24 protein-coding genes are annotated in these 24420 nt (G+C 76.5%); 11 read left to right on the top strand and 13 right to left on the bottom strand.

The features are described from left to right. The first annotated feature begins 85 nt into the window (after positions 1 to 85). Positions 86 to 1063 (top strand): PfkB family carbohydrate kinase, encoded by a 978-nt coding sequence (locus tag GCU60_RS01780; protein ID WP_163201911.1) that lies wholly within the window; start codon positions 86 to 88, stop codon positions 1061 to 1063. On the opposite strand, the gene GCU60_RS01775 is transcribed toward GCU60_RS01780, so the two are convergent. The 6 genes from GCU60_RS01775 to GCU60_RS01750 are packed head-to-tail and all read right to left on the bottom strand — an operon-like array spanning position 1064 to position 6479. Continuing rightward, the gene (locus GCU60_RS01775) at positions 1064 to 1723 is read right to left on the bottom strand and encodes a flavin reductase family protein (protein WP_345770323.1); all 660 of its coding nucleotides are present in this window, start codon (positions 1721 to 1723) and stop codon (positions 1064 to 1066) included. Next, complete coding sequence (locus GCU60_RS01770) at positions 1720 to 2877, bottom strand: glycosyltransferase (RefSeq protein WP_163201910.1); 1158 nt, start codon at positions 2875 to 2877, stop codon at positions 1720 to 1722. Before GCU60_RS01770 ends, GCU60_RS01775 begins: the two co-directional genes overlap by 4 nt. Beyond that, positions 2874 to 3683 (bottom strand): carotenoid biosynthesis protein, encoded by an 810-nt coding sequence (locus GCU60_RS01765; protein WP_345770322.1) that lies wholly within the window; start codon positions 3681 to 3683, stop codon positions 2874 to 2876. The genes GCU60_RS01770 and GCU60_RS01765 overlap by 4 nt, the downstream gene beginning before the upstream one ends. Beyond that, on the bottom strand, positions 3680 to 5362 hold the full coding sequence (locus GCU60_RS01760; RefSeq protein WP_345770321.1) for a phytoene desaturase family protein: 1683 nt from the start codon (positions 5360 to 5362) through the stop codon (positions 3680 to 3682). The genes GCU60_RS01765 and GCU60_RS01760 overlap by 4 nt, the downstream gene beginning before the upstream one ends. Continuing rightward, on the bottom strand, positions 5359 to 5949 hold the full coding sequence (locus GCU60_RS01755) for a GNAT family N-acetyltransferase (protein WP_163201909.1): 591 nt from the start codon (positions 5947 to 5949) through the stop codon (positions 5359 to 5361). The genes GCU60_RS01760 and GCU60_RS01755 overlap by 4 nt, the downstream gene beginning before the upstream one ends. Further along, entirely contained in the window at positions 5946 to 6479 is a 534-nt protein-coding gene (locus GCU60_RS01750; RefSeq protein WP_163201908.1) for a YbaK/EbsC family protein, read from the bottom strand. The genes GCU60_RS01755 and GCU60_RS01750 overlap by 4 nt, the downstream gene beginning before the upstream one ends. Positions 6480 to 6672: 193 nt before the next feature. Here GCU60_RS01750 and GCU60_RS01745 point away from each other — a divergent pair, with 193 nt between their 5' ends. From GCU60_RS01745 to GCU60_RS01735, 3 genes are read left to right on the top strand one after another with little or no spacing between them, the layout of a single operon-like run. Next, the gene (locus tag GCU60_RS01745; protein WP_163201907.1) at positions 6673 to 6999 is read left to right on the top strand and encodes a DUF6504 family protein; all 327 of its coding nucleotides are present in this window, start codon (positions 6673 to 6675) and stop codon (positions 6997 to 6999) included. Further along, positions 6999 to 7511, top strand: a complete 513-nt coding sequence (locus GCU60_RS01740) for an SAV_6107 family HEPN domain-containing protein (protein ID WP_163201906.1) — start codon at positions 6999 to 7001, stop codon at positions 7509 to 7511. The genes GCU60_RS01745 and GCU60_RS01740 overlap by 1 nt, the downstream gene beginning before the upstream one ends. Beyond that, positions 7508 to 11299, top strand: a complete 3792-nt coding sequence (locus GCU60_RS01735; RefSeq protein ID WP_163201905.1) for a DNA polymerase III subunit alpha — start codon at positions 7508 to 7510, stop codon at positions 11297 to 11299. The genes GCU60_RS01740 and GCU60_RS01735 overlap by 4 nt, the downstream gene beginning before the upstream one ends. An 11-nt stretch (positions 11300 to 11310) precedes the next feature. On the opposite strand, the gene GCU60_RS01730 is transcribed toward GCU60_RS01735, so the two are convergent. Continuing rightward, positions 11311 to 11634 (bottom strand): hypothetical protein, encoded by a 324-nt coding sequence (locus GCU60_RS01730; protein ID WP_163201904.1) that lies wholly within the window; start codon positions 11632 to 11634, stop codon positions 11311 to 11313. Between the two features lie 259 nt (positions 11635 to 11893). Here GCU60_RS01730 and GCU60_RS01725 point away from each other — a divergent pair, with 259 nt between their 5' ends. Further along, a complete protein-coding gene (locus tag GCU60_RS01725) occupies positions 11894 to 12496 on the top strand; it encodes a GDSL-type esterase/lipase family protein (RefSeq protein WP_163201903.1) in 603 nt (200 codons plus the stop codon). Between the two features lie 25 nt (positions 12497 to 12521). Here the strand turns inward: GCU60_RS01725 and GCU60_RS01720 are convergent, their stop codons facing one another. After that, positions 12522 to 12707: a hypothetical protein gene (locus tag GCU60_RS01720; protein WP_163201902.1), complete on the bottom strand. Its 186-nt coding sequence runs from the start codon at positions 12705 to 12707 to the stop codon at positions 12522 to 12524. Positions 12708 to 12870: 163 nt separating this feature from the next. Between GCU60_RS01720 and GCU60_RS01715 the strand changes: the two genes are divergently transcribed. The 3 genes from GCU60_RS01715 to GCU60_RS01705 are packed head-to-tail and all read left to right on the top strand — an operon-like array spanning position 12871 to position 15315. After that, complete coding sequence (locus GCU60_RS01715; RefSeq protein ID WP_163201901.1) at positions 12871 to 13356, top strand: VOC family protein; 486 nt, start codon at positions 12871 to 12873, stop codon at positions 13354 to 13356. Positions 13357 to 13393: 37 nt separating this feature from the next. Further along, positions 13394 to 14128 carry a methyltransferase domain-containing protein gene (locus GCU60_RS01710; RefSeq protein ID WP_163201900.1) on the top strand — a complete coding sequence of 245 codons (735 nt, stop codon included), beginning with the start codon at positions 13394 to 13396 and terminating at the stop codon, positions 14126 to 14128. Continuing rightward, positions 14125 to 15315: an alkaline phosphatase family protein gene (locus GCU60_RS01705; protein WP_163201899.1), complete on the top strand. Its 1191-nt coding sequence runs from the start codon at positions 14125 to 14127 to the stop codon at positions 15313 to 15315. The genes GCU60_RS01710 and GCU60_RS01705 overlap by 4 nt, the downstream gene beginning before the upstream one ends. Before the next feature lie 9 nt (positions 15316 to 15324). On the opposite strand, the gene GCU60_RS01700 is transcribed toward GCU60_RS01705, so the two are convergent. The 3 genes from GCU60_RS01700 to GCU60_RS01690 all read right to left on the bottom strand — a co-directional run bounded on the left by GCU60_RS01700 (position 15325) and on the right by GCU60_RS01690 (position 17928). Beyond that, positions 15325 to 16362 carry a sucrase ferredoxin gene (locus GCU60_RS01700; RefSeq protein ID WP_239520278.1) on the bottom strand — a complete coding sequence of 346 codons (1038 nt, stop codon included), beginning with the start codon at positions 16360 to 16362 and terminating at the stop codon, positions 15325 to 15327. Next, the gene (locus tag GCU60_RS01695; protein WP_163201897.1) at positions 16334 to 17593 is read right to left on the bottom strand and encodes a cupin domain-containing protein; all 1260 of its coding nucleotides are present in this window, start codon (positions 17591 to 17593) and stop codon (positions 16334 to 16336) included. The genes GCU60_RS01700 and GCU60_RS01695 overlap by 29 nt, the downstream gene beginning before the upstream one ends. A 68-nt stretch (positions 17594 to 17661) precedes the next feature. Then, positions 17662 to 17928 (bottom strand): hypothetical protein, encoded by a 267-nt coding sequence (locus GCU60_RS01690; RefSeq protein WP_204261210.1) that lies wholly within the window; start codon positions 17926 to 17928, stop codon positions 17662 to 17664. 254 nt (positions 17929 to 18182) lie between these two features. On the opposite strand from GCU60_RS01690, the gene GCU60_RS01685 reads away from it, so the two are divergent. The 3 genes from GCU60_RS01685 (at position 18183) to GCU60_RS01675 (ending at position 20756) form a co-directional block, all read left to right on the top strand. After that, positions 18183 to 18878 (top strand): permease, encoded by a 696-nt coding sequence (locus tag GCU60_RS01685; protein ID WP_163201896.1) that lies wholly within the window; start codon positions 18183 to 18185, stop codon positions 18876 to 18878. 100 nt (positions 18879 to 18978) lie between these two features. Next, on the top strand, positions 18979 to 20229 hold the full coding sequence (gene dinB / locus GCU60_RS01680) for a DNA polymerase IV (protein ID WP_163201895.1): 1251 nt from the start codon (positions 18979 to 18981) through the stop codon (positions 20227 to 20229). A 122-nt stretch (positions 20230 to 20351) separates the two neighbouring features. Beyond that, positions 20352 to 20756, top strand: a complete 405-nt coding sequence (locus GCU60_RS01675) for a DUF3040 domain-containing protein (protein WP_163201894.1) — start codon at positions 20352 to 20354, stop codon at positions 20754 to 20756. Positions 20757 to 20767: 11 nt separating this feature from the next. Here the strand turns inward: GCU60_RS01675 and GCU60_RS01670 are convergent, their stop codons facing one another. Together GCU60_RS01670 and GCU60_RS01665 are read right to left on the bottom strand one after the other, a co-directional pair. After that, positions 20768 to 23077: a transglutaminaseTgpA domain-containing protein gene (locus GCU60_RS01670; RefSeq protein ID WP_163201893.1), complete on the bottom strand. Its 2310-nt coding sequence runs from the start codon at positions 23075 to 23077 to the stop codon at positions 20768 to 20770. Then, entirely contained in the window at positions 23074 to 24420 is a 1347-nt protein-coding gene (locus GCU60_RS01665; protein ID WP_163201892.1) for a DUF58 domain-containing protein, read from the bottom strand. Before GCU60_RS01665 ends, GCU60_RS01670 begins: the two co-directional genes overlap by 4 nt.

Here is a 24420-nt window from a genome sequence, read left to right as displayed (position 1 = left end):
TGTTCGGTGCCCCGCCCCCTTCCAGGCCCTCGCAGCCGGCCCGCCGCCGTCGACGCCAGCCACACCTCTCCCAGGAGCGAACCCCGTGCCCGTCGTCGTCACCGGCTCCATCGCCACCGACCACCTGATGACCTTCCCCGGTCGGTTCACCGAGCAGTTCGTCGAGGGCCAGATGGAGAACGTCTCGCTCTCCTTCCTGGTCGACGACCTCGTGCAGCACCGCGGTGGCGCCGGCGCCAACATGGCCTACGGGCTGGGGCTGCTGGGTCTGACGCCGGTGCTCGTGGGCGCCGTCGGCAGCGACTTCGCCGACTACGACGCCTGGCTCACCCGGCACGGCGTGGACACCGCCGGCGTGCACTGGTCGGAGCTGAAGCACACCGCCCGGTTCGTCTGCACCACCGACGAGGCCAACAACCAGATCGCGTCGTTCTACTCGGGCGCCATGGCCGAGGCCTCGCAGATCGAGCTGGCGCCGGTCGTCGGCCGCGTGGGCGGCGCCGACCTCGTCGTCGTCGGGCCCAACGACCCGACGGCGATGGTGCGGCACACCCAGGAGTGCCGCGACCGCGGTTACCCCTTCGCCGCCGACCCCAGCCAGCAGCTGGCCTGGGCCGACGGCGAGATGATCCGCGAGCTGGTCGCCGGCGCCGAGGTGCTGTTCACCAACGAGTACGAGGCGGCCCTGCTGCTGCAGAAGACCGGCTGGACCGCCGACGAGGTGCTCGAGCGCGTCGGCTGCTGGGTGACCACCCGGGCGGCCGACGGCGTCCTGGTGCGGCGGGCCGGCGAGGAGCCGCTGACCGTCATCGCCGTCCCGGAGACCAAGCCGGTGGAGCCCACCGGCGGCGGCGACGCGCTGCGCGCCGGGTTCATCGCCGGACGGGCGTGGGGCCTGGGGCTCGAGCGGTCCACCCAGCTCGGCTCGGCCGTCGCGACCGCGGCCGTCGAGGTCGTCGGCACGCAGGAGTACGACCTGCCGCGGGAGAGCTTCCTGGCCCGTTTCGCCGAGGCCTTCGGGGCCGAGGCGGCCGACGAGGTCGCCGCCCACCTGCCCGGCTGATCAGCTGCCTCTGAGGCGTTCGCCGATCGAGGGGTCCTCGGCCCACCCGCGGTAGGGGATGCGGGCGATCTCTCGCACCTCGCCGATCGTCGCCCACTCGTTGCCGCCGAGGCGGGCCAGCGGGCGCAGCTGCTCGATGCGCGGGCGCCCGTCCCGCACCGCGTCGGCCCAGACGCTGACGTGCACCACCCGGCCGAGCACGACCGTGCTGTCGCCCAGCCGCAGCGTGCTGTGCAGGGTGCACTCGAGGGTGACGGGGGAGTCGGCGACCCGCAGCGCCGACACCTTGTCCGACGGCTCCAGCCGGACGCCGACGGCCTCGGCCTCGCTGATCCCCGCGGGGAAGTCCGTGCCGGTCGCGTTGATCTTCTCGAACAGCGCCTCCGGCGTGAGGCTCACGGTGAACTCGCCGGTCGCCTCCACGTTGCGCAGCGAGTCCTTCCGGCCGACCGAGGTGAACTGCACGATGGGCGGGTCCACGCAGGCGACGGTGTAGAAGGAGTGCGGCGCCAGGTTGTCCACGCCCTCGGCCGAGCGGCTGCACACCCACGCGATCGGGCGCGGCACGACCACGGAGTTCATCACCCGGTAGAACGCGCCGGTCTCCATCTGCTCCGGGTCGAAGGTGGTGCGCGGCCGGGACTGCTCGGGAGTGGTCACCGGGCCATCGTCGCCGAGGACACCGGGGTCGGCCCGGCGGGGTCGGCGGTCACCGTGCGACCGCGCCAGCGCAGCGTCCCGCGCCGCCGGCCGCGCACCGAGCCGACCATCAGGACGTCGAGCACCAGCACCGACAGCGGGTGCGCCAGCGCGTCGGGCCACACCCGGCTGCCACCGGCCACCCCGCTGGCCACCCGCCCGGCGACCCCGGCCAGGTAGCCGACCAGCCCCGCACGGGAGCCGGTCAGCGCGGCCGCCGGGGGCAGCACGTAGACGGCGGTCAGCGCCGCCGCCGCGGCCAGCCCCCCGGCCGGCCGGCCGCCGACCGACGCCCAGAGCGACTTGGCGTAGCCGTCGCGCACCTGCGGCCAGCCCTCGTACATCCGGCAGGCGGCCAGCCGCGAGCCGTCGACCGGTCCGCCGCGGCCACCGGACCGTTTGACGGCACGCAGCAGGGCGATGTCCTCCAGCACCTCGCCGCGGACGGCGGCATGACCGCCGGCCCGCTCGTAGGCGTCGCGGCGCACGACGAGGAACTGGCCGTTGGCGGCCGCCAGCGACGGCCGGGGCGAGCGCTCGGCCAGGCGCAGCGGGAGCGTCGTGATCCAGAGCCACGGGGCCAGCGGCTGCACCAGGCGCTCCGCCGCCCCCACCGCCAGCGGGCGCGGCCACGGCGAGACGAGGTCCAGCCCGCTGCCGTCCAGGACGTCGACAGCGGCGGCGATCGCGTCGGGGAACAGCCGCACGTCGGCGTCGACGAACACCAGCACCTCGCCGTCGCCCTGCGGTGCCGCGGCCGCGACCCCGGCGGCGCAGGCGTGCGGCTTGCCGAGCCAGCCGGGCGGGAGCGGGGGAGCGGTCACCAGGCGGACCCGCCGGTCGTGCACCGCGCGGACGACGTCGGCGGTGCCGTCGGTGGAGCCGTCGTCGACCACGACGACCCGGAGGCGGTCGAGCCCGCGCTGGTCGAGCAGGGCGGCCAGGCAGGCGCCCACCTGCGCAGCCTCGTCGCGTACCGGGAGGACGACCGTGACCGGCCGGCCGGACGACGGCGGGTCCGCCGGTGGACGGCGCAGCAGCGCGGCGTTGACCGCGGCGTGCGCGGCACCGACCACCGACACGGCGGCCAGCGTGCGCACCAGGCGACCGCTCACCGCCGCTCCCGTCGGTGCCGCGCCGCCAGGGCCAGGAGGACGGGCACCGCCAGCACCGCGCCCCAGGCGGCCGAGCCGGGCAGCCCCAGCCAGCCGGCGTGCGCCAGGGCCCCGCCGAGGGTCATCCACCCCAGCGCGAGGAACGGGGCCGCCGGACCGATCCGCGACGGGCCGGGGTGCCGCGTGCGGGCCACGAGCAGGTCGAGCAGGGTCATGAGCACCGCACCGGCGAACAGCCAGCCGGCCAGGTTGGTGAGCGGCACGGTGTCGATCCCGGGCAGGCCCGGGGAGGGGTCCGCCCAGGTCCAGTAGCCGGCCTGCACCATCTGCGGGTCCAGGACCACGTCCCAGGCGGCGAAGATCCCGGCCGCCCAGGCGATCCGGACCGGCCGGCGGCGGGGAGCGAGGTGCTCGGCCAGCAGCCAGCTCGGCCAGGCCATCATCAGCCAGGCCAGCGGCACCAGGAACGGGACGCCGAGCAGCGTGGGGCCCAGGGTGTCGCTGTAGGTGTAGCTGCCGTACGGGTAGCCGGTGGCCAGGCCGACCGACTCGAACGCCACCGACACGGCCCCGACGAGCAGGAGGACGGTGACGCCGGCGCGCAGCCCGCGGCTGAGCGACGCGTGCACCACCGAGAGCGTCGCGCCCAGCAGCACGATCGCCCAGCTGACCGCGTTCCGGGTGCCGCCGTCGGTGAGCGGATAGGCGATCGCCGTGCCGACGAGGGCCAGCGCCAGGGCCAGTGGCACCAGCCGGCGGACGGTCAGGTCGCGCGGCAGCGGGATCGCGGCGATCGACGGGATCACGGCCGCGCCCGGACCAGCCGGGCGGCGGCGCGGCGCAGGGTCCTGTCCGCCGCCGCGCGGGCGCGGGGGAGGGCCCGGCGGTCGGCGAGCAGCACCCGGGCCGCCGTCCGCCCCGAGTTGCCCGACACCCCGCCGCCGGGGTGCGTCGAGGCGCCGGCCAGGTAGAGGCCCGGGAGCCCCGGCACCCGGTAGCCGGACAGTCCAGGGGCCGGCCGGAAGGCGAACATGCTGGCCAGGCCCATCTCCACGTGCATGACGTTGCCCCGGGGCAGGGACAGTTCCCGCTCCAGCGCCAGCGGCGTCTGGACGTAGGTCTCCTGGACCGAGTCCGCGAAACCGGGCGCGTACCGGTCGACGGCCTCGATCAGCCGCTGGGCCTCGGTCTCGGCGAGGGCGTCCCAGTCGGCGCCGTCGGCCAGGGCGTAGGGGTACCACTGCCCCCAGATCGTCACGACGTGCCGCCCGGGCGGCGCCAGGGTGGGGTCGCTGGCCGAGAACGACATCGCCAGGGGCACCGGCTCGCGGGGAACCCGGCCGGCTCCCCAGTCGCCGTGCGCGGCGGCGAGCTGGCCGCGGTCGGTGCACAGCAGCTGCAAGCCGTGCAGCGCCTGCTCGGGGGCGACGCCGGGATAGGACGGCGGGGCGTCGGTCAGCGCCCGCACCACCAGGCCGAAGCCGTTGCCGATCGGCGGCGCCGCGTCGGCCAGCACCGGCGGGGCGTCGTCCCCGGCGAGGCGCCGGGTGACGTCGATGTGGCAGGCGGCGACCACGGCGGAGGCCCGCACGGTGCGGCCGGACCGGGTGCGCACCCCGGTCACGCGCCCGTCCTCGACCAGCAGCCGTTCGGCGCCGTCGCCGAGCACCACCCGGCCGCCGTCGGACTCCAGCCGGTGCCGCAGGGCCTGGGTGAGTCCGCCGGAGCCGCCCACGGGGTGGCCGGGCGGTACGTCGTGCAGCAGCGCCACCCAGCCCACCATCGCGGCCGTGCCGGGCTCGGACATGGGCGGGCCGGACTGCGCGCCGAACCAGGCCAGCGCCGCCTTGAGGCGCTCGCTGGTGAACCACCTGTCCAGCAGCGCGTCCCCGGAACCCAGGAAGTCGACGGCGAGCTCGCCGCCGGGGGTGCGCGGGCGGCCCTCGGCCGGGGCGCCCAGCGGCCAGAAGGAGCGGACCAGCCCGCCGGCGCTCGGCGCCCGGCCGAAGGAGGCCACCACCGCGCGGCTGCGCGGACCCCACACGCCGACGAACCGGCGGTAGGCGGCGGCGTCCTCCGGGCCGCAGGCGGCCTCGATGGAGGCGCAGGTGGCGTCCAGGTCGACGGAGAAGACCAGCGGGAGGCCGTCGGGGCCGGGGGCGCCGGGGGACGGCGCCGGCGCGAACCCCCACGGGTCGCAGTCGATGTAGCGCAGCCCGTGGCCGGCCAGGCCGAGCTCCTCGACGATGCCGCTGTGCCGCACGATCACGTGCGCGCTGGAGCCGCGGTCCACCCGGACCCCGGGCCAGCGCTCGACCGTCGACACCGCGCCGCCGAGCACGTCGTCGGACTCCACCACCTCGACCGACAGGCCCTCGGCGGCGAGGTAGCAGGCGGCGACGAGGCCGTTGTGGCCGGAGCCCACGACGACGGCATCCACGAGGACGTCGACGGGGCCGGAGGCGGGGGAGGGTGCGGTGGTCACGCTCGGGAGTTCGCCGCCGAGCCGTCCCGCGGATGCAGGGGCAGCCGGGCGCCGAGGATGGCGAAGGGGCGGGAGTCCCCGGGGAAGTGGTAGCCGCGGGCCAGGTCGACGAAGCCGTCGGCCCGGTACAGGCGGAAGGCCTTGGTGTCGGCGTCGGGCGTGGAGAGCAGCGCCACCGGGTGCGGCACGTCGACCAGCGCGTGCAGCAGCTGGCGGCCCAGGCCGAGGCTCTGGGAGTCGGGGTCGACGTGCAGCTCGCAGACCTCGAAGGCGCCGGGCAGCCACTTCTTCGCCGTCCGCCGGTCGAGCGCGGCGCGCACCTGGTCGTGCCACCACTGGCCGGGCGCGACGAGGTAGCCGTACCCGAACCCGACCAGGCGCTCGCCCTCGGACGTCTGCGCGAAGGCGCCGACGGCGCGGAAGCCGGGACGTTCGGTGTGCTGGATCGCGTAGCCGTACCGCCCGGCCACGATGCCGGAGTCGTAGCCCATGGCCACCCCGTAGATGGCCAGCACCTCGTGCATGTGCTCCCGCATCCACGGCGCGGGCAGCTCGAGGATCCGTGTGGCGGGCCGGGTGCCGGTCACAGCGCCGCCACCTCCGGGCGGGCGGGGGTGGTCGGTGCGGCGTCGACCGGCCCGTCCCCCACCTCGGCGGGGGTGCCGGCGGTGAGCCGCAGCAGCTCCTCGTAGTCGGTCGGGAAGACGGCGGCCGGGTGCCCGGCGGCGGCCCACACCCGGTCGTAGCGGGCCAGCTCGACGTCGACCAGCGTGCCCAGGGGGGCGGGGTGGCCCAGCGGCGCGACGCCGCCGGGCGGCTGGCCGGTGTGCAGGCGGACCTCGGCGGCCGGCGCGGGCTCCAGGGAGGCCACGCCCAGCAGGGCGGCGACCCGGCCGGCGTCGACCCGGTGCGCCCCGCTGGTGAGGATCAGCACGGGGGACCCGTCGGCGAGGAACACCAGGCTGTTGACGATCGCGCCGACCGGTACGTCGAGGGCGGCCGCCGCGGCGGCCGCGGTGCGGACCTCCTCCGGGAGGACGCGCACCTCGCCCCCGGCGCCGGCCTCGCTGAGGGCCCGGGCGACGGCGGCCACCCGGGGGTGCGGGGGTCGGCTCATGCACTGATCCTGCCACCGCTGCGCCGGGGGCGCGCCGGGCCGTGCGCGCGGCTTGACGACGCCAGGGCGCTCGGGTCTACTGGACACGTGTTCGAACAGACGTTCGAACACCGTGTGGCCCGTTCCGCCCGGCTCTTCCCCGCCGGTGGACGCCGGGTCGGCGTGCGCGGGGTGAGGCGTGGGGAGGTCTGTCATGAGCCGGGTGCTCGGTGAGGTCGTCGGTCGGGCCGGCGAAGAGGTGCAGGTCGAGCGCGGTCCGCTCGGGCCGGTGCAGTTCTGGCGCGGGCAGTCGCGCTACGCCGTCGGCGAGCTGCTCGACTCCTGGGTCGAGACGGCGCCGTGGTGGCTGCGCGACGAGAGCGCCGTCGGTGGCGCCTCCGCCGAGCTGGTGGCCCCCCGCGAGGTCTGGCGGGTCGAGGCGGTCCGCGCCGGCCGGTCGCGGATGAGCTTCGCCGGCGTGTTCGACCTCTCGTGGGACGCCTCGGCCAACCGCTGGTGGCTCGTCCGGGTGCACGACTGATGGGCGCCGCCCGGGCCGTGCCGGCCGCCCAGCTGCCGCTGCCCCCCGCCCTGCCTGCCGCCGCCACCGCGCTGCTCGGCCAGGCCCACCGCGGGCTGGCCGCGGCCGCCGCGGCCCCCGATCCGCGGGAGCGGTACGCCACCGCGCACCTCGCGGCCCTCCGCGCCGCAGCGGCGGTGCTGGCTGCCCGTACCCGTCCCGAGGCCGGCCGCCGCCGGCCGCGCAGCGCCTGGGTCCTGCTCGGGCAGGTGGCCCCGGAGCTGGGGGAGTGGGCCACCTTCTTCGCCGCGGGCGCGGGCAAGCGCGCCGCCGCCGAGGCCGGGTTGTCCCGTGCGGTCACCGAGCGCGAGGCCGACGACCTGGTCCGCGACGTGCGCGGCTTCCTCGACGTGGTCGAGGCGCGGCTGGACGTCGTCGGGCCCCGCTGCCCCCGGCCGCACGTGGTCGGCGGTCCGGTGTCCGGTGCTGTGTCCGGTGCTGTGTCCGGTTCCATGTCCCGGACCAGGCGGTGAGCGACCCCTTCGTCCACCTGCACGTCGCTTCCGGCTACTCCATGCGGTACGGGGCCAACCACCCGGCTGATCTGGTGGCCCGTGCCGCCGAGCACGGCATGTCGGCCCTGGCCCTCACGGACCGGGACGGGCTCTACGGCGCGGTGAAGTTCGCGCTGGCCTGCCGGTCGGCGGGGGTGCGGCCGATCTTCGGGGTGGACCTGGCGGTGGCGCCGGCGCTGGGCACGAGCGTGCCGCCGGCGCTCGCGCACGTGCTGGGGGAGGACCCCGCCACGGCGCGGGCCCCCCGGTCGCGGGCCGCGGCGTCCGCCCGCCGGGCCCCGGCGCGGGGTGGGGCGAGCGTCGACCCGCGGCTGCCCCGGGTCACCTTCCTGGCCCGGAACGGCGCCGGCTGGCGCTCGCTGTGCCGGCTCACCAGCGCCACCCATCTGCGCGGCACCCGGGGCGAGCCGGTGAGCTCGCTGGCGATCGCCGCCGAGCACGCCGACGGGCTGGTCCCGCTGCTGGGGCCGGACTCGCCGGTGGGGCGGGCGCTGCTGGCCGGTCGGGCCGACCTGGCCGCCGACCAGCTCGACGCCTGGCGGGCGGTGTTCGGGTCCGGGCTGGCGCTGGAGGTGGTGCACCACCGCGGCCGGGGTGACCGGCAGCGCGCGCAGGCGGCGCTGCGGTTCGCCGCCGAGCAGCAGGTGCCCGTGGTCCTCAGCAACGCGGTCCGCTACGTCGACGCCCTGGACGCGCCGACCGCCGACGTGCTCGACGCGGCCCGGCGACTGGTGCCGCTCGGTGCCCGGCACGTCGACCGCACCACCGCCGAGGGCTACCTGAAGTCGGGCAAGGAGATGGCCGAGGTCGCCGAGGACCTCGTCGGCCCCGACCGGGACGCCGCGTTGCGGCTGCTCGAGCGCACCGCCCGGCTGGCCGAGCAGTGCGCCGTCGACGTCGCCGGCGACCTGGGCGTGGGCACCGTCCGCTATCCCGAGCTCGACGTCGTCACCTCGCCCGCGGAGCGGGGGATGAGCTCCGCGCAGGTGCTGCGGGCCCGCTGCGAGGCGGGGCTGGGTCGCCGCGGCGTGACGCCCACGGCGCGGGTGCGGCAGCGGCTGGCCGAGGAGCTCGGGGTCATCGAGTCCCTCGGCTACCCCTCCTACTTCCTCACCGTCGCCGACGTCGTCGACCTCATTAAGAGCTTGAGGGTTCGTGCCGCGGCGCGCGGGTCGGGCGCCGGCAGCCTGGTCACCTACCTGCTCGGCATCTCCGACGTCGACCCGCTGCGGTACGGGCTGCTGATGGAGCGGTTCCTCTCCCCGCTGCGCCACCAGCTGCCCGACATCGACATCGACGTGGAGTCCGCCCGCCGGATGGAGGTCTACGACGCGGTCATCGACCGGTTCGGCGCCGACCGGGTCAGCTGCATCTCGATGATGGACACCTACCGGGTGCGGCACGCGATCCGCGACGTCGGCGCCGCGCTGGGGCTGCCGCAGGCGGAGATCGACGCCGTCGCCAAGGCGTTCCCGCACATCCGGGCCAACCAGGTGCACGCCGCGCTGCGCGACCTGCCCGAGCTGCAGGCGAGCAGGTACGGCTCGCGCCGGGCCGGCGGCACCGGCGACCTCGACCTGCTGTTCGACCTCGTCTCCCGGCTCGACGGGCTGCCCCGGCACATCGCGCTGCACCCCTGCGGCGTGCTGCTGTCGGATGCCACGCTGCTCGACCGCACCCCGGTGGAGAGCAGCTACCTCGGCTACCCGATGAGCCAGTTCGACAAGGACGACGTCGAGGAGCTCGGGCTGCTCAAGCTCGACCTGCTCGGCATCCGGATGCAGTCGGCGATCGCGCACGCCCTCGACGAGGTGGCCCGGGTGGACCACGAGCAGGTGGACATCGACGCCGTGCCGCGGGACGACCCGACGACCTTCGAGCTGATCCGCTCGACCCGCACGCTCGGCATGTTCCAGATCGAGTCCCCGGGTCAGCGCGAGCTGGTCGGCAAGTTCGGGCCGCAGACCTTCGAGGACCTCATCATCGACATCTCGCTGTTCCGGCCCGGGCCGGTGAAGAGCGACATGGTCACCCCGTTCCTCCTGGCCCGGAACGGCTGGCGCGACGCGGAGTACCCGCACCCCGACCTGGAGTTCGCGCTGGCCGAGACCGCCGGGGTGGTGGTCTTCCACGAGCAGGTGCTGCAGGTGGTGTCCCGGATGGCCGGGTGCACGCTGGCCGAGGCCGACGAGGTGCGCCGCGCGCTGGGGGAGAAGGACGCCCATCCCGAGGTGCGGGCCTGGTTCATGCCCCGCGTGCTGGACGCCGGCTACCCGGTGGAGGTCGCCGAGCAGGTCTGGCAGGTGCTGGTGGCCTTCGGGTCGTTCGGCTTCTGCAAGGCGCACGCGGCGGCGTTCGCGCTGCCCACCTACCAGTCGGCGTGGCTGAAGACGCACCACCCGGCGGCCTTCCTGTCCGGGGTGCTGACCCACGACCCCGGCATGTACCCGAAGCGGCTGATCCTCGACGACGCCCGCAACTTCGGGATCCGGGTGCTGGGCCTGGACGTCAACGCCTCGGCCGGCAGCTACCGCATCGAGCGCCTGACCAGCGACGACGGCGCAGACCCTGAGGATGAGGTGGAGGGTGAGACCGACGACCGGGGCGGGTGGCGGCGGCCTGAGTGGATGCCGGTGGCGATGCCCGATCCGTCGCGGTACGGCATCCGGCTCGCCCTGGCCGACGTGAAGGGCATCTCCGACGACGAGGTGGCCCGGATCGTCAACGGGCAGCCCTATCGGTCACTGACGGATTTCTGGTCGCGGGCGTCGGTGTCCCGGCCGGTGGTGGAGCGGCTGGTGCTGGCCGGCGGGTTCGACTCGCTGTACGGGTTCGGGATGCGGGACCGCGAGGCCGGCCGGCCCACCCGGCGACGCCGGCAGGTGACCCGGCGCGACCTGCTGCTGCAGATCAGCGAGCTGGACAGGTGGAGCCGCAGCGGCGCGCGGGCGAGCTCCAACGGGCAGCTGAGCCTCGACCTGATGGGGCTGGGTCTTCCCGAGGAGGAGGCCGAGGGGCAGGCGGCCGCGCCGTCCTGGGCGGAGAGCAGCGGGCTGCCCGAGTTCACCGACGCGGAGCTGGTGCGCGCCGAGCTGGAGGTGCTCGGGCTGGACGCCAGTCGGCACGTCGTCGACTTCTACCGGCCGTTCCTCGCCGCGCTGGGCGCGGTGCCGGCCGGAGAGCTGCTCGGCTGCCGCAGCGCCTCGGAGGTGCTGGTGGCCGGGGTCAAGGTGGCCACCCAGACGCCGCCGATCCGGTCCGGCCGGCGCGTGGTGTTCGTGACCCTGGACGACGGCTCGGGCTGCACCGACTCCACCTTCTTCGAGGACGCGCAGGGGCCGTACGCCGCGACGGTCTTCCACTCGTGGCTGCTGGTCATCCGCGGGGTGCTGCGCCGCACCGGGCCACGCGGGGTGTCGCTGCGGGCCACCGGGGCCTGGGAGCTACCGGCGCTGCACGAGGCCTGGGAGGCCGGTGGCATGGAGGCGGTGGCGGAGCTGATGGCTGCGGGGTGGGCGGGAGAAGGCAGGGAGGTCACCGAGCAGGCGATCACCGGGGCTGCGGCGTCGCGCAGCAGCCGGCCCGTCGTCGTGCGGCCGGTGCTGGTGCACCCGACGGGCTTCCGGATGTCGCCCTACGCCGACATCAAGCCGGCCGGCGACGACGCCGCGACCGCGGCCCGTCGTGCGGCGTCCGGGCCACCCCGCAAGCTCTGGCACTCCAGTCCGGGCAGCTCCGGCCACTGACGCGCCGGGCGTCAGGAGCCCGTGGCGGCAGTGGCCCTCTCGCGACTGCGCAGCAGGCGGACGGTGGCGGCCTGAGCGGCGGCGACCACCACCGCGCCGCCGACACCGACCACGTAGAAGGTCCAGACGGGCCGGCCGTGCTCGGCCGTGAACGCCCCGGCGAGGACCAGTGCGGCGATGGTCAGATCGGAGGCGTACCGCTGCTTGGTGGGCAGCGGCTGGGACACGCGCCACCACTGGAGCGGCAGCCGAGCCGACCGGGCGACCCACCCCGCCTGCAGGACGGCCACGACCACCGCCGAGAGGACCAGCACCAGACCGATCACGACCGTCATGCCCGGAACCTAACGGTTCCGGGCAGACGACCGGCGCCACTGATGCATTCACGACCGACGCGCCGTCTCTCGTCGTGACGCCGGCAGCCGACCGGCTCCCGGAGGTCGCTCTACGCCGACATCACGCCTGCCGGGGACGACGCGACGACACGCCGCCCGCCGCCCGCCGCCCGTCGTGCGGCGTCCGGGGCATCTCGCACGCTCTGGCACTCCAGCCCTGGCAGCGCCGATCACCGGGCGGAGCGGCCAGGATGGGGCCATGCCGCGTGACCTGCGCATCTGCTTCGTCGGCGACTCCTACGTGGCCGGGATCGGCGACCCCGAGCACCTCGGCTGGGCCGGCCGGCTGGCCGCCGCCGACGCACGCGACGGCCTGCCGTCGACGAGCTACGTCCTGGGCGTGCGGCGGCAGACCACCGCCGAGGTCGCCGACCGGTGGGCGGCCGAGTGCCGCCCCCGGCTGGCGGGCGGGGCGTGGGAGTCACGCGTCGTCCTCTCCACCGGGGTCAACGACACGACGGAGGAGGACGGCGCCCCGCGCCTGGCGCCCCAGCGGTCGGTCGCGGCGCTCACCCGGGTGCTGACCGGTACCGCCGCCGCCGGCTGGCCGCTGCTCGTGGTGGGGCCGCCCGCCGTCGCCGACGGGTTCCAGAACGAGCGCACCGCGGCCCTCGACGGCCGCTTCGCGAGCGCCTGCGCGGAGCACGGCGTGCCGTACGTCCCCGTCCTCACCACCCTCGCTGCCGACCCCACCTGGACGGCCGAGGTGGCTGCCGGCGACGGTGCGCATCCCGGCGCCGCCGGCTACGCGGTCCTCGCCGATCTCGTCCGCCCGCACTGGCGACGCTGGATCATCGGCTGACGGGCGGCGCGGTGGAGCGAGGCGCTCAGCCCTCGCCGTCGGTGGCGTCCTCGACCTCTTCCTGGACCTGGTCGACGCCCTCCTCCACGTTCTGCTCGACGCCGTCGTCGACGACGTCCTCCCCGCAGGCGGCCGTCGTCAGGGTCGCGGCCGCGATGGCGAACGCGGCCGCCGTCCGGCGGAGCAGTCGGGGGCGGTTGGTCGTGGCCATGGGATCTCCTCGGTCTGCGGCGAACCTGACCGCAGGTCTGTGCCCTCGCAGCGGCGACCGGTAAACGACCGCCTCCGCGCAGGGACGTCACCGATCAGTTCGGCGGGCCGGAACCGTCTATCCCTCGACCGGCGATCCGGCCGGACGCGAGAGAGGACCCGCCATGCCCACCCAGATCCCGTGCCTGTGGTTCGACGGCCAGGCCGAGCCGGCCGCCCGGCACTACACCTCGATCTTCCCGAACTCCAGCATCGGCGCCATCACCCGCTACGGGCCGGGCCTGCCCGCGCCCATGACGGAGGGCGACGTCGTGACCGTCGACTTCACCCTCGACGGGCAGCCGTGGACCGCGCTGAACGGCGGTCCGATGTTCTCCTTCACCGAGGCCGTCTCCTTCCAGATCGTCTGCTCGGACCAGGAGGAGGCCGACCACTACTGGGACCGGCTCACCGAGGGTGGCGAGGAGAGCATGTGCGGCTGGCTCAAGGACCGGTTCGGCGTCTCCTGGCAGGTCTTCCCGGAGGAGCTCCTCAGGCTGACCAACGACCCCGACCCCGGCCGGGCGCAGCGCGCCACCCTGGCCATGCTGCAGATGCGCCGCATCGACATCGCCGAGATCCGGCGCGCGGCCGACGGCGTCGCCGTCTGAGAGGAGCGGCACCGCGCCCGCCACTAGGCTTCGGTGGGTGCCGACCGTTCCCCCGTCGCCGACCGCGGCGAAGCTGCCCGCCCGCACCGCCGCCGTGTGGGCCGCGCTCGACCCGCTCGTCGGCGCCGGCACCGCGCTGCGGGTGCTGGACGTCGGCGGCGGCAGCGGCATGTTCGCCGTCCCGCTCGCCCGCCTCGGCCACACGGTCACCGTCGTCGACCCCAGCGCCGACGCCCTGGCGACCCTCTCCCGCCGGGCGCAGAACGACGGCGTGGGGGAGCGGGTGGTCGGCGTGCAGGGCGACGGCGACCTGCTGCACCAGGTCCTCGCCGACGACGACGGCTACGACCTGGCGCTGTGCCACTGGGTGCTCGAGGTCGTCGACGACCCCGCCGCCACCCTGCGGCAGATCGCCGGGGCGCTGCGCTCCGGCGGCCAGGTGAGCCTCGCGGCCGCCAACCGGGCCGGCGCGGTGCTCGCCCGCGCCGTCGCCGGGCACCCGGTGGAGTCGCTCGCCGTCCTGGAGGACCGGGACACGGCGCCCGGCCGGCCCGCCCGCCGCCGGTTCACCCCCGAGGCGCTGCTGGACCTCGTCGACGGCGCCGGGCTGACCCCCGGGGGGTGGCGCGGCGTCTCGGTCGTCGCCGACCTGCTGGAGGCGGCCTCCGGCGCGGAGCCCGACGCCGTCCGGAACCTCGAGCTGGCGCTGGCCGAGATCTCGCCCTACCGCGAGGTCGCCGCCGGCCTGCACCTGCTGGCCACCCGGCCGTGACAGCGGCGGCCGGCGCCTCCGTGCTCCCCGCCGACCTGCAGCGGCCCGCCTACGGCGCCGCGAGCCTGGCCGACGTCCTGCCCGGCGTCAGCGCGGCGCTCGGCGCCCCGGTGCACCGCGGGGACCTCCCGGCCGACCCGCTCGGCCTGACCGAGGCGCTACGGGGCGCGCGCCGGGTCGCGGTGCTGCTGGTCGACGGTCTCGGCGCCGACCTGATCCGGGCCCACGCCGACCTCGCGCCCACCCTGGCCGCGATGACCAGCCCGGCCGGCGACCTCGCCGCGCCCTGCCCCAGCACCACACCGGTCAGCCTCACCACCCTGGGTACCGGCCTGCCCCCGGGTTCCCACGGCGTCCTCGGCTTCGTCACCGACGTGCCGGGGGAGGACCGCACCCTCAACCACACGCAGTGGGCCGACGACCCCGACCCCACCGAGTGGATGGCGCAGCCCACCGTCTTCCAGCGCGCCGCCGCCGAGGGCGTGGCGGTCACCGCCGTCGGCCCGTGGGCCTACGCCGGCTCCGGGCTCACCGAGGCCGCCTACCGCGGGGCGAACTACACCGGCGCCGTCGGCCACGGTGACCTCACCGCCCTGATGCGCACCGCGCTCGACGCCGGCTCGCGGGCCCTCGTCTACGGATACCTGGCCGAGCTGGACCTGACCGGGCACGTCCGCGGCGTCGACTCGCCCAGCTGGCGGGCGCAGCTGGCACTGGTCGACGGGCTGGTGGCCCAGCTCGTCGACGGCCTGCCCGACGACGGCGCGCTGCTGGTCACCGCCGACCACGGGATGCTCGACGTGCCGGCGCACACCCGCTTCGACCTCGACGAGGAGACCGACCTCGCCGACGGCGTGCGGCTGCTGGCCGGCGAGCCCCGCGCCCGCTACGTGCACGCCGAGCCCGGCGCGCAGGCCGACGTCCTCGACCGGTGGCGGGAGATCCTCGGCGACCGCGCCTGGGTGGTCGGCCGCGACGAGGCGATCGCCACCGGCGTCTTCGGCCCCGTCGCCGACGCGCTCGCCGCCCGCATCGGCGACGTCGTCGCCCTGGCCCGCGGCAGCTGGGCGCTGGTCAGCCCGCGGCTGGAGCCGGGGCCGAGCCGGCTCGCGGCCTACCACGGGTCGCTGACCGCCACCGAGCTCGCGATCCCGCTGCTGGCCGCCCACGGCCGCGCCCTCGGCTGAGGGCCCGGCTCAGCCGACGGCCGGGGCCGGAGGGCGCGTCGACAGCGACAGGTGGTGCCAGGTGCGCACCCGCCCGGGCCGGGTCGCCTGGCAGGTCAGGTGCACGGTCTCCGGCGACGGCCGGCTCTCCACCACCACGACGACGGCGGCTCCCGCGGGCCCGGCGAGCGTCACCTCCCAGCGCTCCGCGCCCACGTCCGGGGAGTCCAGCCGGGTGACCCCGAGCGGCGGCAGGTCGTCGACGCCGAGCAGTCCCAGCTCCTCGCGGGCGTGGTGCTGGGCAGCCTGCGCGGGCGCGGCCACGCCGGCCCGGCCGCGCAGCCACGGCAGCGCCACCTGCCCGCGGGCGTGGGCGGAGACCACGAGACCGCCGTCGCCGGGCACCTGGCCGTAGTAGAAGCCGTGCGGCAGCACGAGCAGGTTGGCCGCGAACCGGTCACCGCCCAGGTGGCTGCACTCCCAGACGTCGGCCGGCCCCGGTGTCGGCAGGGCACGGGCCAGCGGCCGCCCGCGCAGGGCGCAGCAGGCGTCGTGCCCGCCGTGGGTGCAGACCAGGTAGGTGTCGCCGTGCGCCCGTTCCCCGACCGAGCCGTCCCACGGGGCGGTCACCAGCTCGTCGTCGGCGGACCGGACCGACCACCACAGGCCCTCGCGGCCGGGCCGGCTGTCGGCGTAGGCCCAGCGGCGGCCGGAGTCGGCCAGCCGGTCGCCGGGACGGCGCACCAGCAGCACCCGCACGCCCTCGCGGTCGGCCCGCTCGGCCAGCAGCGGCGCGACGGCGGCGTCGAACCGGGACTGCAGCAGCGCCTGCCGTCCCCACGGACCCGGCTGCTCGATCAGCAGCCAGCGGGACACGGGGGACGCCGTCGCGATCCCGGAGTCCGCGCGCGCCAGCGCCTGCACCGAGCACCGGGTGCCGTCCAGCCGGCCGGGTGGACGGGCGGGGAGGTCGGTGCGGCAGAAGTCGTCGGCCTCCGGGGGGAGCGGGCCGGTCACGCCCCCCACCGGGTCCGTCGGCTCACCGGTGTTCCCCGGTCGCGTGGCCATGACCGTCATCGTCCCTGGTCCGGGCGTTCCCGGGCACCGCGTCGGGCACCGTGGCGATCCCGTCGGTGACCAGCCTGCGGGCCAGCGTGATCCGGTCGGCGGGCTCGAGCCCGGGGAGGTCCCCGACCTTGAGCTCGCCCACCTCCAGCAGCGCGCTGAGCGCCGGCCCGACGTCGGCGGGGAACGAGTGCGACCGCCGGCCGGCGATCAGCGTCATGCCGCCCCCGGCGGCGTCGCGCAGCGAGCACCGCAGCCGCGTGCGCAGCCGCAGCACCGTGTCCGGCGTGAGCGCGGCCGCGGCGGTGGCCTGCGCCAGCGGTGCGACCGGCTCGGGGCGCACCTGCGCCCAGGAGCGGGCCCGCAGGCGGTCGGCCACCTCGGTCGGGTCGACGCGACCCAGCCACTCCTGCAGACCGGCGATCACGGCGGCGACGTCGCCGCGGATCGAGTCGGGGCGGGTCAGGTCCAGGCCGAGCGGCAGGGAGCCGCGCAGCTCCGGGTCCTCGGCGGCGAGCGTCCGCACCACGTCCAGCGCCGACTCGGCGGCCGCCCAGCGGGTCACCGAGTGGATGCCGACGGTCAGGTGGGCGCTGATCTCGCCGAGCGCCCGGGCCGAGTGCAGGTACCCGCGCGGCAGGTAGAGGGCGTCACCGGGGCGCAGCACCGCGTCGATGACCGGCTCGCGCTCGGCCGCGGCGGCCACCTCGTCGGCGCGGTCGTTCCAGATCTGGGTGCGCAGCGGGTCGGGGAGCACCGGCTCGTGGATCGTCCAGTGCTTCTCGCCGGCCACCTGCAGCACGAAGACGTCGTGCACGTCGTAGTGCGGGCTGAACCCGCGCGAGGACGGCGGGGTGATGTAGGCGTTCACCTGGGTGGGGTGGCCCAGGTCGGCGGCGAGCTGGTCGGCGAACTCGATCAGCGGCGGCCACAGCCGGTGCAGGCCCTGGAGCACCACGGTGCTGCCGTCGGCGAACAGGCGCAGCACGGCCTCCGACGACACCTGGTCGGCGATCTCGGCACCCGCGCCGCCGGAGGTGGTGAAGCGCTTGGGGTCGACGACGGCGCCGTCCTTGGCGATCCGCAGGAAGGGGGTCCGCAGGCCGCGGCGGGAGAGCAGCTCGTCGACCGCCGGGAGATCCAGGAGGTCGGTGAAGGAGTTGCCGGTGTCCTCGGCGCGGGTCAGCAGCGGGCGGCGGGCCCAGTACCGCTGCCCGAAGAGCTCCGGCTCCATGTCCGTGCACCGCCGCAGGGCGGGGCGGAGCAGCTGCTCCGCACCGCCCTGCGGGGTCGGGTCCTCGGTCAGGCCGAGCCGTCCGCGCCGCCATCGGCACCGCCGTCCGCGCCGCCGTCGGCACCACCATCGGCACCGCCGTCCGCGCCGCCATCGGCACCGCCGTCCGCGCCGCCATCGGCACCGCCGTCCGCGCCGCCATCGGCACCGCCGTCCGCGCCACCGTCGGAACCGCCGCCGGCGGCACCGCCGTCAGCAGGACCGTGGGCGCCGCTGTCGGCGCCGCCGTCGGCACCGCCGTCACCCGGGGTGGTCATGTCCTCGTCGAGCGCCACTGGCTCCTCCGATCCATCGACGCAGGCCGCCGGACGGCGGCCCTGCGGAGCCTGCTGTACCTCACCTGCTCGGCAGCCACACATGGCCGGTGACCTGGGCGGTCGGGGTCCGGCGGACCGCGTGCCGGACGCCGGGCGCGGCCCACCGCGATGCATCTCGTTCGTGTTACAGCTCGCGACGGTCGCGGTCGGCGCGGGGCTCCCCGGGCATCCCTTCCCGTGCACATGAGACGACGCACGAGACAGGAGAGGTCATGACCGAGGGTCGAGTACGTACCGAAGGATTCAACGACGACGTGGACCGTGAGCAGACCGCGACCCGGGTGGAGCCGGTAGCGGGCGCTACGCGCACGGCACCCCCGCCGGTCTTCCGCACGGAGGAGCGGGTCGAGCGGCCCACCCAGGTGTCGGTGGCGCCGTCGCGGCGCGACCGCGTCCGCTGGGGGCCGGTGTGGGCCGGCCTGGTGGTGGCGATGCCCACCTTCCTGCTGCTGCAGCTCGCCACCCTCGCACTGGGCTGGTGGGACATCGGCTCGTCCTCCGGCAACAGCGCCGACTGGATCAGCGGGGTGAACGGGCTGATCGCCCTGTTCCTCGGCGGGCTGACCGCGGGCGCGACCGCGGTGTGGCGCGGCCTCGCCGACGGACTGCTGCACGGCATCCTGGTGTGGGCCCTGACAGTGGTGGCCCTGCTCGTGCTGACGCTGTTCGGCGGTGGTGCCCTCCTCGGGTCGCTGGCCGGCGTGGTCACCGACGTCGGCGGCATCGACCGGGCGAACCTGCCCGACGTCGCCGCCGGCCAGGCGGCCGACGTGGCCCGCTCCGCCGCCGGCTGGGCAGTTCTCGGGCTGGGCCTGTCCATCGCCGCCGCCTCCCTGGGCGGCATCGTCGGCGCCAAGATGTGGCCGAGCAAGCGGGACGCGGAGGCCGACCGGATCTCGGTCGGCTGATCCGGCACGCCGGGGCGGTCCTGAATCGGCCGCCCCGGCACGGACCCGCTATCGTCCCCGCTGTCGAACACGTGTTCGACGGAGGAGTGGGGAGGGGGTCGTGGGCAGCGTGTCCCGAGCGGCCGGCTGCACCGTCCTGCACGTCGACATGGACGCGTTCTTCGCCAGCGTCGAGGTGCGCCGCCGGCCCGAGCTGGCCGGCACGCCGGTGATCGTCGGTGGCGCCGGCAACCGGGGTGTGGTCACCTCGGCCACCTACGAGGCCCGCCGCTACGGGGTGCACGCGGCCATGCCCACCGCCCGGGCGCTGCGGCTGTGCCCGACGGCGACGGTCCTGCCGGGGGACATGGCGCTCTACACCGAGGTGTCCCGGTCGGTCATGGCGCTGTTCCGGTCGATCACGCCGCTGGTCGAGCCGCTCTCGCTGGACGAGGCGTTCCTCGACGTCGCAGGCGCCGGCCGCCGGCTGGGCGACGCCGTGGCGATCGGCGAGTACGTCCGGGCCCGGGTCTACGACGAGCAGGGCATCACCTGCTCGGTCGGCGTCGCCGGCACCAAGTTCGTCGCGAAGCTCGCCTCCACCCGCGCCAAGCCCGACGGGATGCTGGTCGTCCGCCCGCCGGAGGTCATGGGCTTCCTGCACCCGCTGCCGGTGAACGCGCTGTGGGGCGTGGGCCCCAAGACCGAGGAGACGCTGCTGCGGCTCGGGCTGCGGACGGTCGGCGACCTGGCGCACGTGCCGGCGCGGACCCTCCAGCGGGCGCTGGGCGCGGCGGCCGGCACGCACTTGCACGAGCTGGCGTGGGGACGCGATCCGCGCCGGGTCGTGCCCGACGAGCCGGAGCGGTCCACGGGCGCGGAGGAGACGTTCTCCTCCGACGTCGACGACCCCGCCGTCATCCACCGGGAGCTGCTGCACCTGGCCGAGCGCACGGCCGGGCGGCTGCGCTCGATCGACTGCCTGGCCCGCACGGTGAGCATCAAGGTGCGGTTCGCCGACTTCGCCACGATCACCCGCAGCCGGACGCTCGGCACCCCCACCGACGTGGGGAAGGAGCTCTACGACACCGCCCGGGCCCTCTACGACGCCCTGGGCCTCGAGCGCGCCCGCATCCGGCTGGTCGGCGTGCGGGCCGAACGGCTCGTCGACGCGGGGGCGGCCCCCCAGCAGCTGGAGCTCGGGGCCCGCGAGCACGGCCGCCGGGACGCCGAGCTGGCCGCAGACCGCGCCGCCCGCCGGTTCGGGGCCGGCGCCGTCCGCCCGGCCACGCTGCTGCACCGTTCGGGGCGGCCCGGGGGAGCGGGCCCCGGAGCTGCGCGGACGGGCCGCCGCGCCCACCCGGAGGGATGATCATCACCGTCCGTCCGGCGGGTCGCCGGGCCGTCGCCTTTCGCCGCTTGCGAACGGCTCGTATCCTCGGTCATACCGTCGGCGGGAGCCTCCGACGGCTTCGCCCCACCCTGGAGGTCGACGTGCCGCTCTCCGAGCACGAGCAGCGTCTGCTGGAGCAGATCGAGCGCGCCCTCGTCGATGACGATCCCAAGTTCGCTTCCTCGGTCCGCACCGGCGATCGCCGTCAGAAGGCCCGCCGCATGCTGCAGCTCGGCGGGCTGCTGGTCCTGGTCGGCTTCGCCGTCCTCGTGGCCGGCGCCGTCACCAGCTCGGTGCCCCTCGGGGTGCTGGGCTTCCTCGTCGCCTTCGGCGGCGCGACGCTCGGCGTGCTGAACTACCGCGCCGCCACCGGCGCGGTGGTCGAGTCCGCCGGTCCGGCCGGTCCCCGGGGGTCCTCCGCGGCCGGTCGGGGAGGCCGCACCCGCGGCCGTCAGCCGATGAAGAGCCGCCTCGAGGAGCGCTTCCGCCGCCGCTACGACCAGTAGCCGCACCGCGTTCAGCCGCCGGCCGTCGTCCTTCCGGGACGGCGGCCGGCGGCGTTCCGGGCCCAGCGCGCCGTCGTGTCCCGGACCCCGCTCACCAGCGAGACCGGCCACACCCGGGCCCGCAGGCGCCGGGGCCAGGGCTGGGCGCCGACCAGCGCCTGCCGCGCCGTCCGCAGCGTCGCCGCCAGCCGCGGGTCGCCGGGCGAGCTCCCGGGCCGCCCGAACGTGGCCGTCTCCTCCGCCCGCGCCAGCTCGCCGAACGCCGCTGCCGCCCCGGGGGTGGCCGCGTCGGTGAGAGCGCCGGCGATGCGGCGCGGGGTCCACGACGGGTGCAGTCGCATGCCCAGGTCCACCGCGCTCGCCGTCAGCTCGTCCCACAGCTGCGCCGCGTCACCGCCGGCCAGCCGGCGACGGCGCTGCAGCGCCCGCAGGCTGCCGGGGAGGATCAGCAGCACCGCCGCGAGGGTCACCGCGCCGACGCCCGCCAGGACCGGCCGCAGCGACGTCGCCTCCTCCGGGCGGGCGGCCGCCTGGGGGGCCGCCTCCGGCACGCGGTCCTCCCGCGGGACCTCCACCGGCGGGGCGGCGGTGGGTGCCGAGCCGGGGGCGGTCGGGGTGACGTCCTGCTCGGCCGAGGTGCGCGGTGACCACGGCAGCTGCACCCGGCGGTCGACCGCGATCGGCGTGGGGTCGAACGGCACCCAGCCGTACGCCTGGAAGTAGACCTCGACCCACGCGTGGGCGTCGTCGCTGGTGATCAGCCGCGAGCCGTCGTCCTGCACCGAGCCCGGCGTGTAGCCCATGGCCACGCGTGCCGGCATGCCCGCCTGCCGCACCAGCACCGCCATCGCCCCCGCGTACTGCTCGCAGTAGCCGCGCTTGAGGCGCAGGAAGTCCACGAGGTCGTCGCCGGAGGTCCCCGGGGCGGTGGAGAGGCTGTAGACGAACCCGTTGCTGCGGTCGGTCAGGTAGGCCTGGATGCGGCGGACCGCCTCGTACGGCGTGGGAGCGCCCGACGTCAGCTGGGCGGTCAGCTCGCCGATCGCCGGGTCGAGCGGGGGGAGGGCCGCGAAGCGCTCCTGGACGGGGCGGTCCGCCGCCATCGGCGGGGCGCCGGAGAGCAGCTCCGCGGAGGGCCGTGGCTCGTTCGCCGTCACGCGGTACCGCTGCCCTGCGGTGGTCACGTCGCGGCCGAACACGGTGCCGGTCGGGACGTCGAACCGCCAGTCCTCGGCGTTCCCCGCCACCTGCACCGACAGGGGGGAGGTGGGGACGGGCAGGAACCGGTCGTCGTGCTCGAGCACCTCGATCTCGGCGGTGACCGGCCGGGCGAGCTGGCGGGGCGGCAGCGGGGCAAGGCTCTCGGCCTCGGCCACCGTCCGCTGGCCGTCGAGGTTGCTGAGCGTCCAGCCGTCGACCGGGTCGTACTCGTCGAGGGCGACGGCGCGCAGGTAGCCGAGGTCCTCGACCGACGCGTCCACGCGCAACAGGTCGATCGGCTCGCCGCGGGTGAGCTGCCCCCGCAGCTCGGCCGCCGGGTCCAGCGCCGTCCCGGTCGCGCCGCCGGCGCCGCCACCCAACCCGGTGGCGAAGGAGCCCTCCTGCAGGGTCGGCACCAGGGGGCCCAGCACGAGGGCGGCGGCCAGGGCGGCCACTCCTATGCGCAGCGCCGCGCCGGTGCCGCCGGTCCAGCCGTGCAGCCCCCCGAGCACGCGCCGCTGGTCGGCGCGCAGGAGCACCGCGAACCCGATCGCGGGCGCCACCAGGGCCGGCAACCCCACGGCGCCGGTCACGGTGGCGACCGGGACGCAGACCAGGACCAGCAGCGCCAGGCCGGCCAGCGCCCCGCGACGGCCCGCCACGGTGACCAGGTCGACGACGACCGCCACCAGCCCCACGAAGAGCGTGGTCAGCGCGAGCAGCCCGGTCAGCGGCAGCGCGGGGGTGGCCTGCTCCTGCATCTCCGCCGTGCCGTCGGAGAGGACGCCGACGAGGTCGCCGACACTGCCCGGCGTGGGCAGGAGCCCCGCCACCGCCCGGTCGGGGGCGAACAGGGCGGTGAGGACGCAGAGCACGAGCGCCACCTGCCCGACGGGGACCAGCAGCGTGCCCAGCCGCTCGGCCGGCCAGGCGGTCGCCCGGCCTTGCGACAGCCCCTGCCCGGCGCCGCGCAGGAGCAGCCCGCCGGCCAGGACGACGGCGACGACGGCGGCCACGGGCAGCACCCAGGCGGTGGAGGAGAAGACCGGGGTGAGGGCGAACGCGCCCAGGAAGGTGGCGGTGGCCGCGGCGAGGGCCGAGGGCACGTCCGGGCGGGTCACGCCGGCACCCCGCGGGGAACGCCGCCCAGCGCCGCCCACACGTCGGCGACGCCGCGGTCCGCGGTCGCCGTCGCCACCTGCCAGCCGGCGGCGGTGAGCAGGGCGGCCGCCTCCTCCCGGGCCGTCCGGAGCACGTCGGACCCGCCCGCGGGGCGGCGGCCGCGCGAGGAGGGGTCGGCCCAGCCGGTGACGTCCACGAGCACGGCGACGTCGGTCGCCGGCCCCGGCCGCAGCTGCACCAGCTCGGCCACGTCGTCGGGGCCGACGGCGCCCAGCAGGCAGATCAGCGGCCCGTCACCCGCGGCACGGCAGGCGGTGGTGACGGCGTCGTGCAGGCCGGCCACCCGCGAGGGCCGCACGGTCGCCAGCCGGTCGAGCAGCTCGTCGGCGCGCAGCCCGGCCCGGCCCGGGGCGGGGGCGAGCTCGCCGGCGTCGGTGACCACCCGGACGTCGGATCCGCGGCCGGCCAGGGTGACCCCGATGCTCGCCGCCGCCTCGACCAGCCACTCCAGGCTGTCGGCGGGCGGGCAGTCGTCGCCGGCCGGGCCCGGGGCGGCGCCCGCGTCCGGGCGCAGCGGCGCGACGAGGTGGGCGCGGGCGCGGGTGTCGAGAAGCAGGGTGCCCTGGGCCCGCCAGGGGCGTTCCTCCAGCCGCACCATGAGCTCGCCGGTGCGCGCGGTGACCTTCCAGTGCACCTTCCGCAGGTCGTCGCCGCGCCGGTAGTCCCGCACGCTGACGTCGTCGTCGCCCTGCGCGCTGATCGCCCGGTGCGAGCCGTTGCCACCGCGCCCGGAGCCGGCGCCGGGGCCGCCAGGGCCGAGCGGGCGCACCCGGGGGACGACGACGAGCGGGGCGGTGCCGGTGCCGACGGCGGTCCGCTCGACCAGGCCGAACGGGTCGACCACCCGCAGCTTCAGCGGTCCCAGCTCGTAGCGGCCCCGGAAGCGGCCCGTGACGGTGTACCGCAGCGGTGTGGTGGCGCCGGCGGCGAGCCCCGAGACGGTGAACCGGGGGGATCGCCCGAGGGCGGCGGGCAGCTGCTCGGTCAGCAGCCACAGCCCGCCGCGGCGGGTGTCGGTGCTGCCCAGCTCCAGGACGACCTCCGCCGGCGTCCCGCGCGGCACCCGGGCAGGCGTGGCGCTGCGCCGCGTGGTGACCAGGAACCGCCCGCGGACGACGCCGAGCGCGGCGAGCAGCGGCAGCGCGAGGACGAAGACGGCCAGCTGCACGAGGGGCCGCTCGCCCAGGACCGCGCCGGCCAGCGCCAGCGCGAGGCCGCCGCCGACCAGGCAGCGGCCGCGGACGGTGAGGGCGGACAGGGCCCGCCCGGGAGCTCCGCGCAC

Origin of the sequence: Blastococcus saxobsidens, from assembly GCF_010682065.1 — a bacterium.
GTDB lineage: Bacteria > Actinomycetota > Actinomycetes > Mycobacteriales > Geodermatophilaceae > Blastococcus > Blastococcus saxobsidens_B.
This window is presented reverse-complemented; position numbering and strand designations above follow the sequence as displayed.

Excerpts from the sequence above, each read along its gene's own strand:
- GCU60_RS01685 (WP_163201896.1), top strand. The coding sequence starts at position 18,183 with ATGACCGAGGGTCGAGTACGTACCGAAGGATTCAACGACGACGTGGAC.
- GCU60_RS01695 (WP_163201897.1), bottom strand. The coding sequence starts at position 17,593 with ATGGAGCCGGAGCTCTTCGGGCAGCGGTACTGGGCCCGCCGCCCGCTG.
- GCU60_RS01740 (WP_163201906.1), top strand. The coding sequence starts at position 6,999 with ATGGGCGCCGCCCGGGCCGTGCCGGCCGCCCAGCTGCCGCTGCCCCCC.
- GCU60_RS01730 (WP_163201904.1), bottom strand. The coding sequence starts at position 11,634 with ATGACGGTCGTGATCGGTCTGGTGCTGGTCCTCTCGGCGGTGGTCGTG.
- GCU60_RS01750 (WP_163201908.1), bottom strand. The coding sequence starts at position 6,479 with ATGAGCCGACCCCCGCACCCCCGGGTGGCCGCCGTCGCCCGGGCCCTC.
- GCU60_RS01725 (WP_163201903.1), top strand. The coding sequence starts at position 11,894 with ATGCCGCGTGACCTGCGCATCTGCTTCGTCGGCGACTCCTACGTGGCC.
- GCU60_RS01700 (WP_239520278.1), bottom strand. The coding sequence starts at position 16,362 with ATGGCCACGCGACCGGGGAACACCGGTGAGCCGACGGACCCGGTGGGG.
- GCU60_RS01745 (WP_163201907.1), top strand. The coding sequence starts at position 6,673 with ATGAGCCGGGTGCTCGGTGAGGTCGTCGGTCGGGCCGGCGAAGAGGTG.
- GCU60_RS01720 (WP_163201902.1), bottom strand. The coding sequence starts at position 12,707 with ATGGCCACGACCAACCGCCCCCGACTGCTCCGCCGGACGGCGGCCGCG.
- GCU60_RS01715 (WP_163201901.1), top strand. The coding sequence starts at position 12,871 with ATGCCCACCCAGATCCCGTGCCTGTGGTTCGACGGCCAGGCCGAGCCG.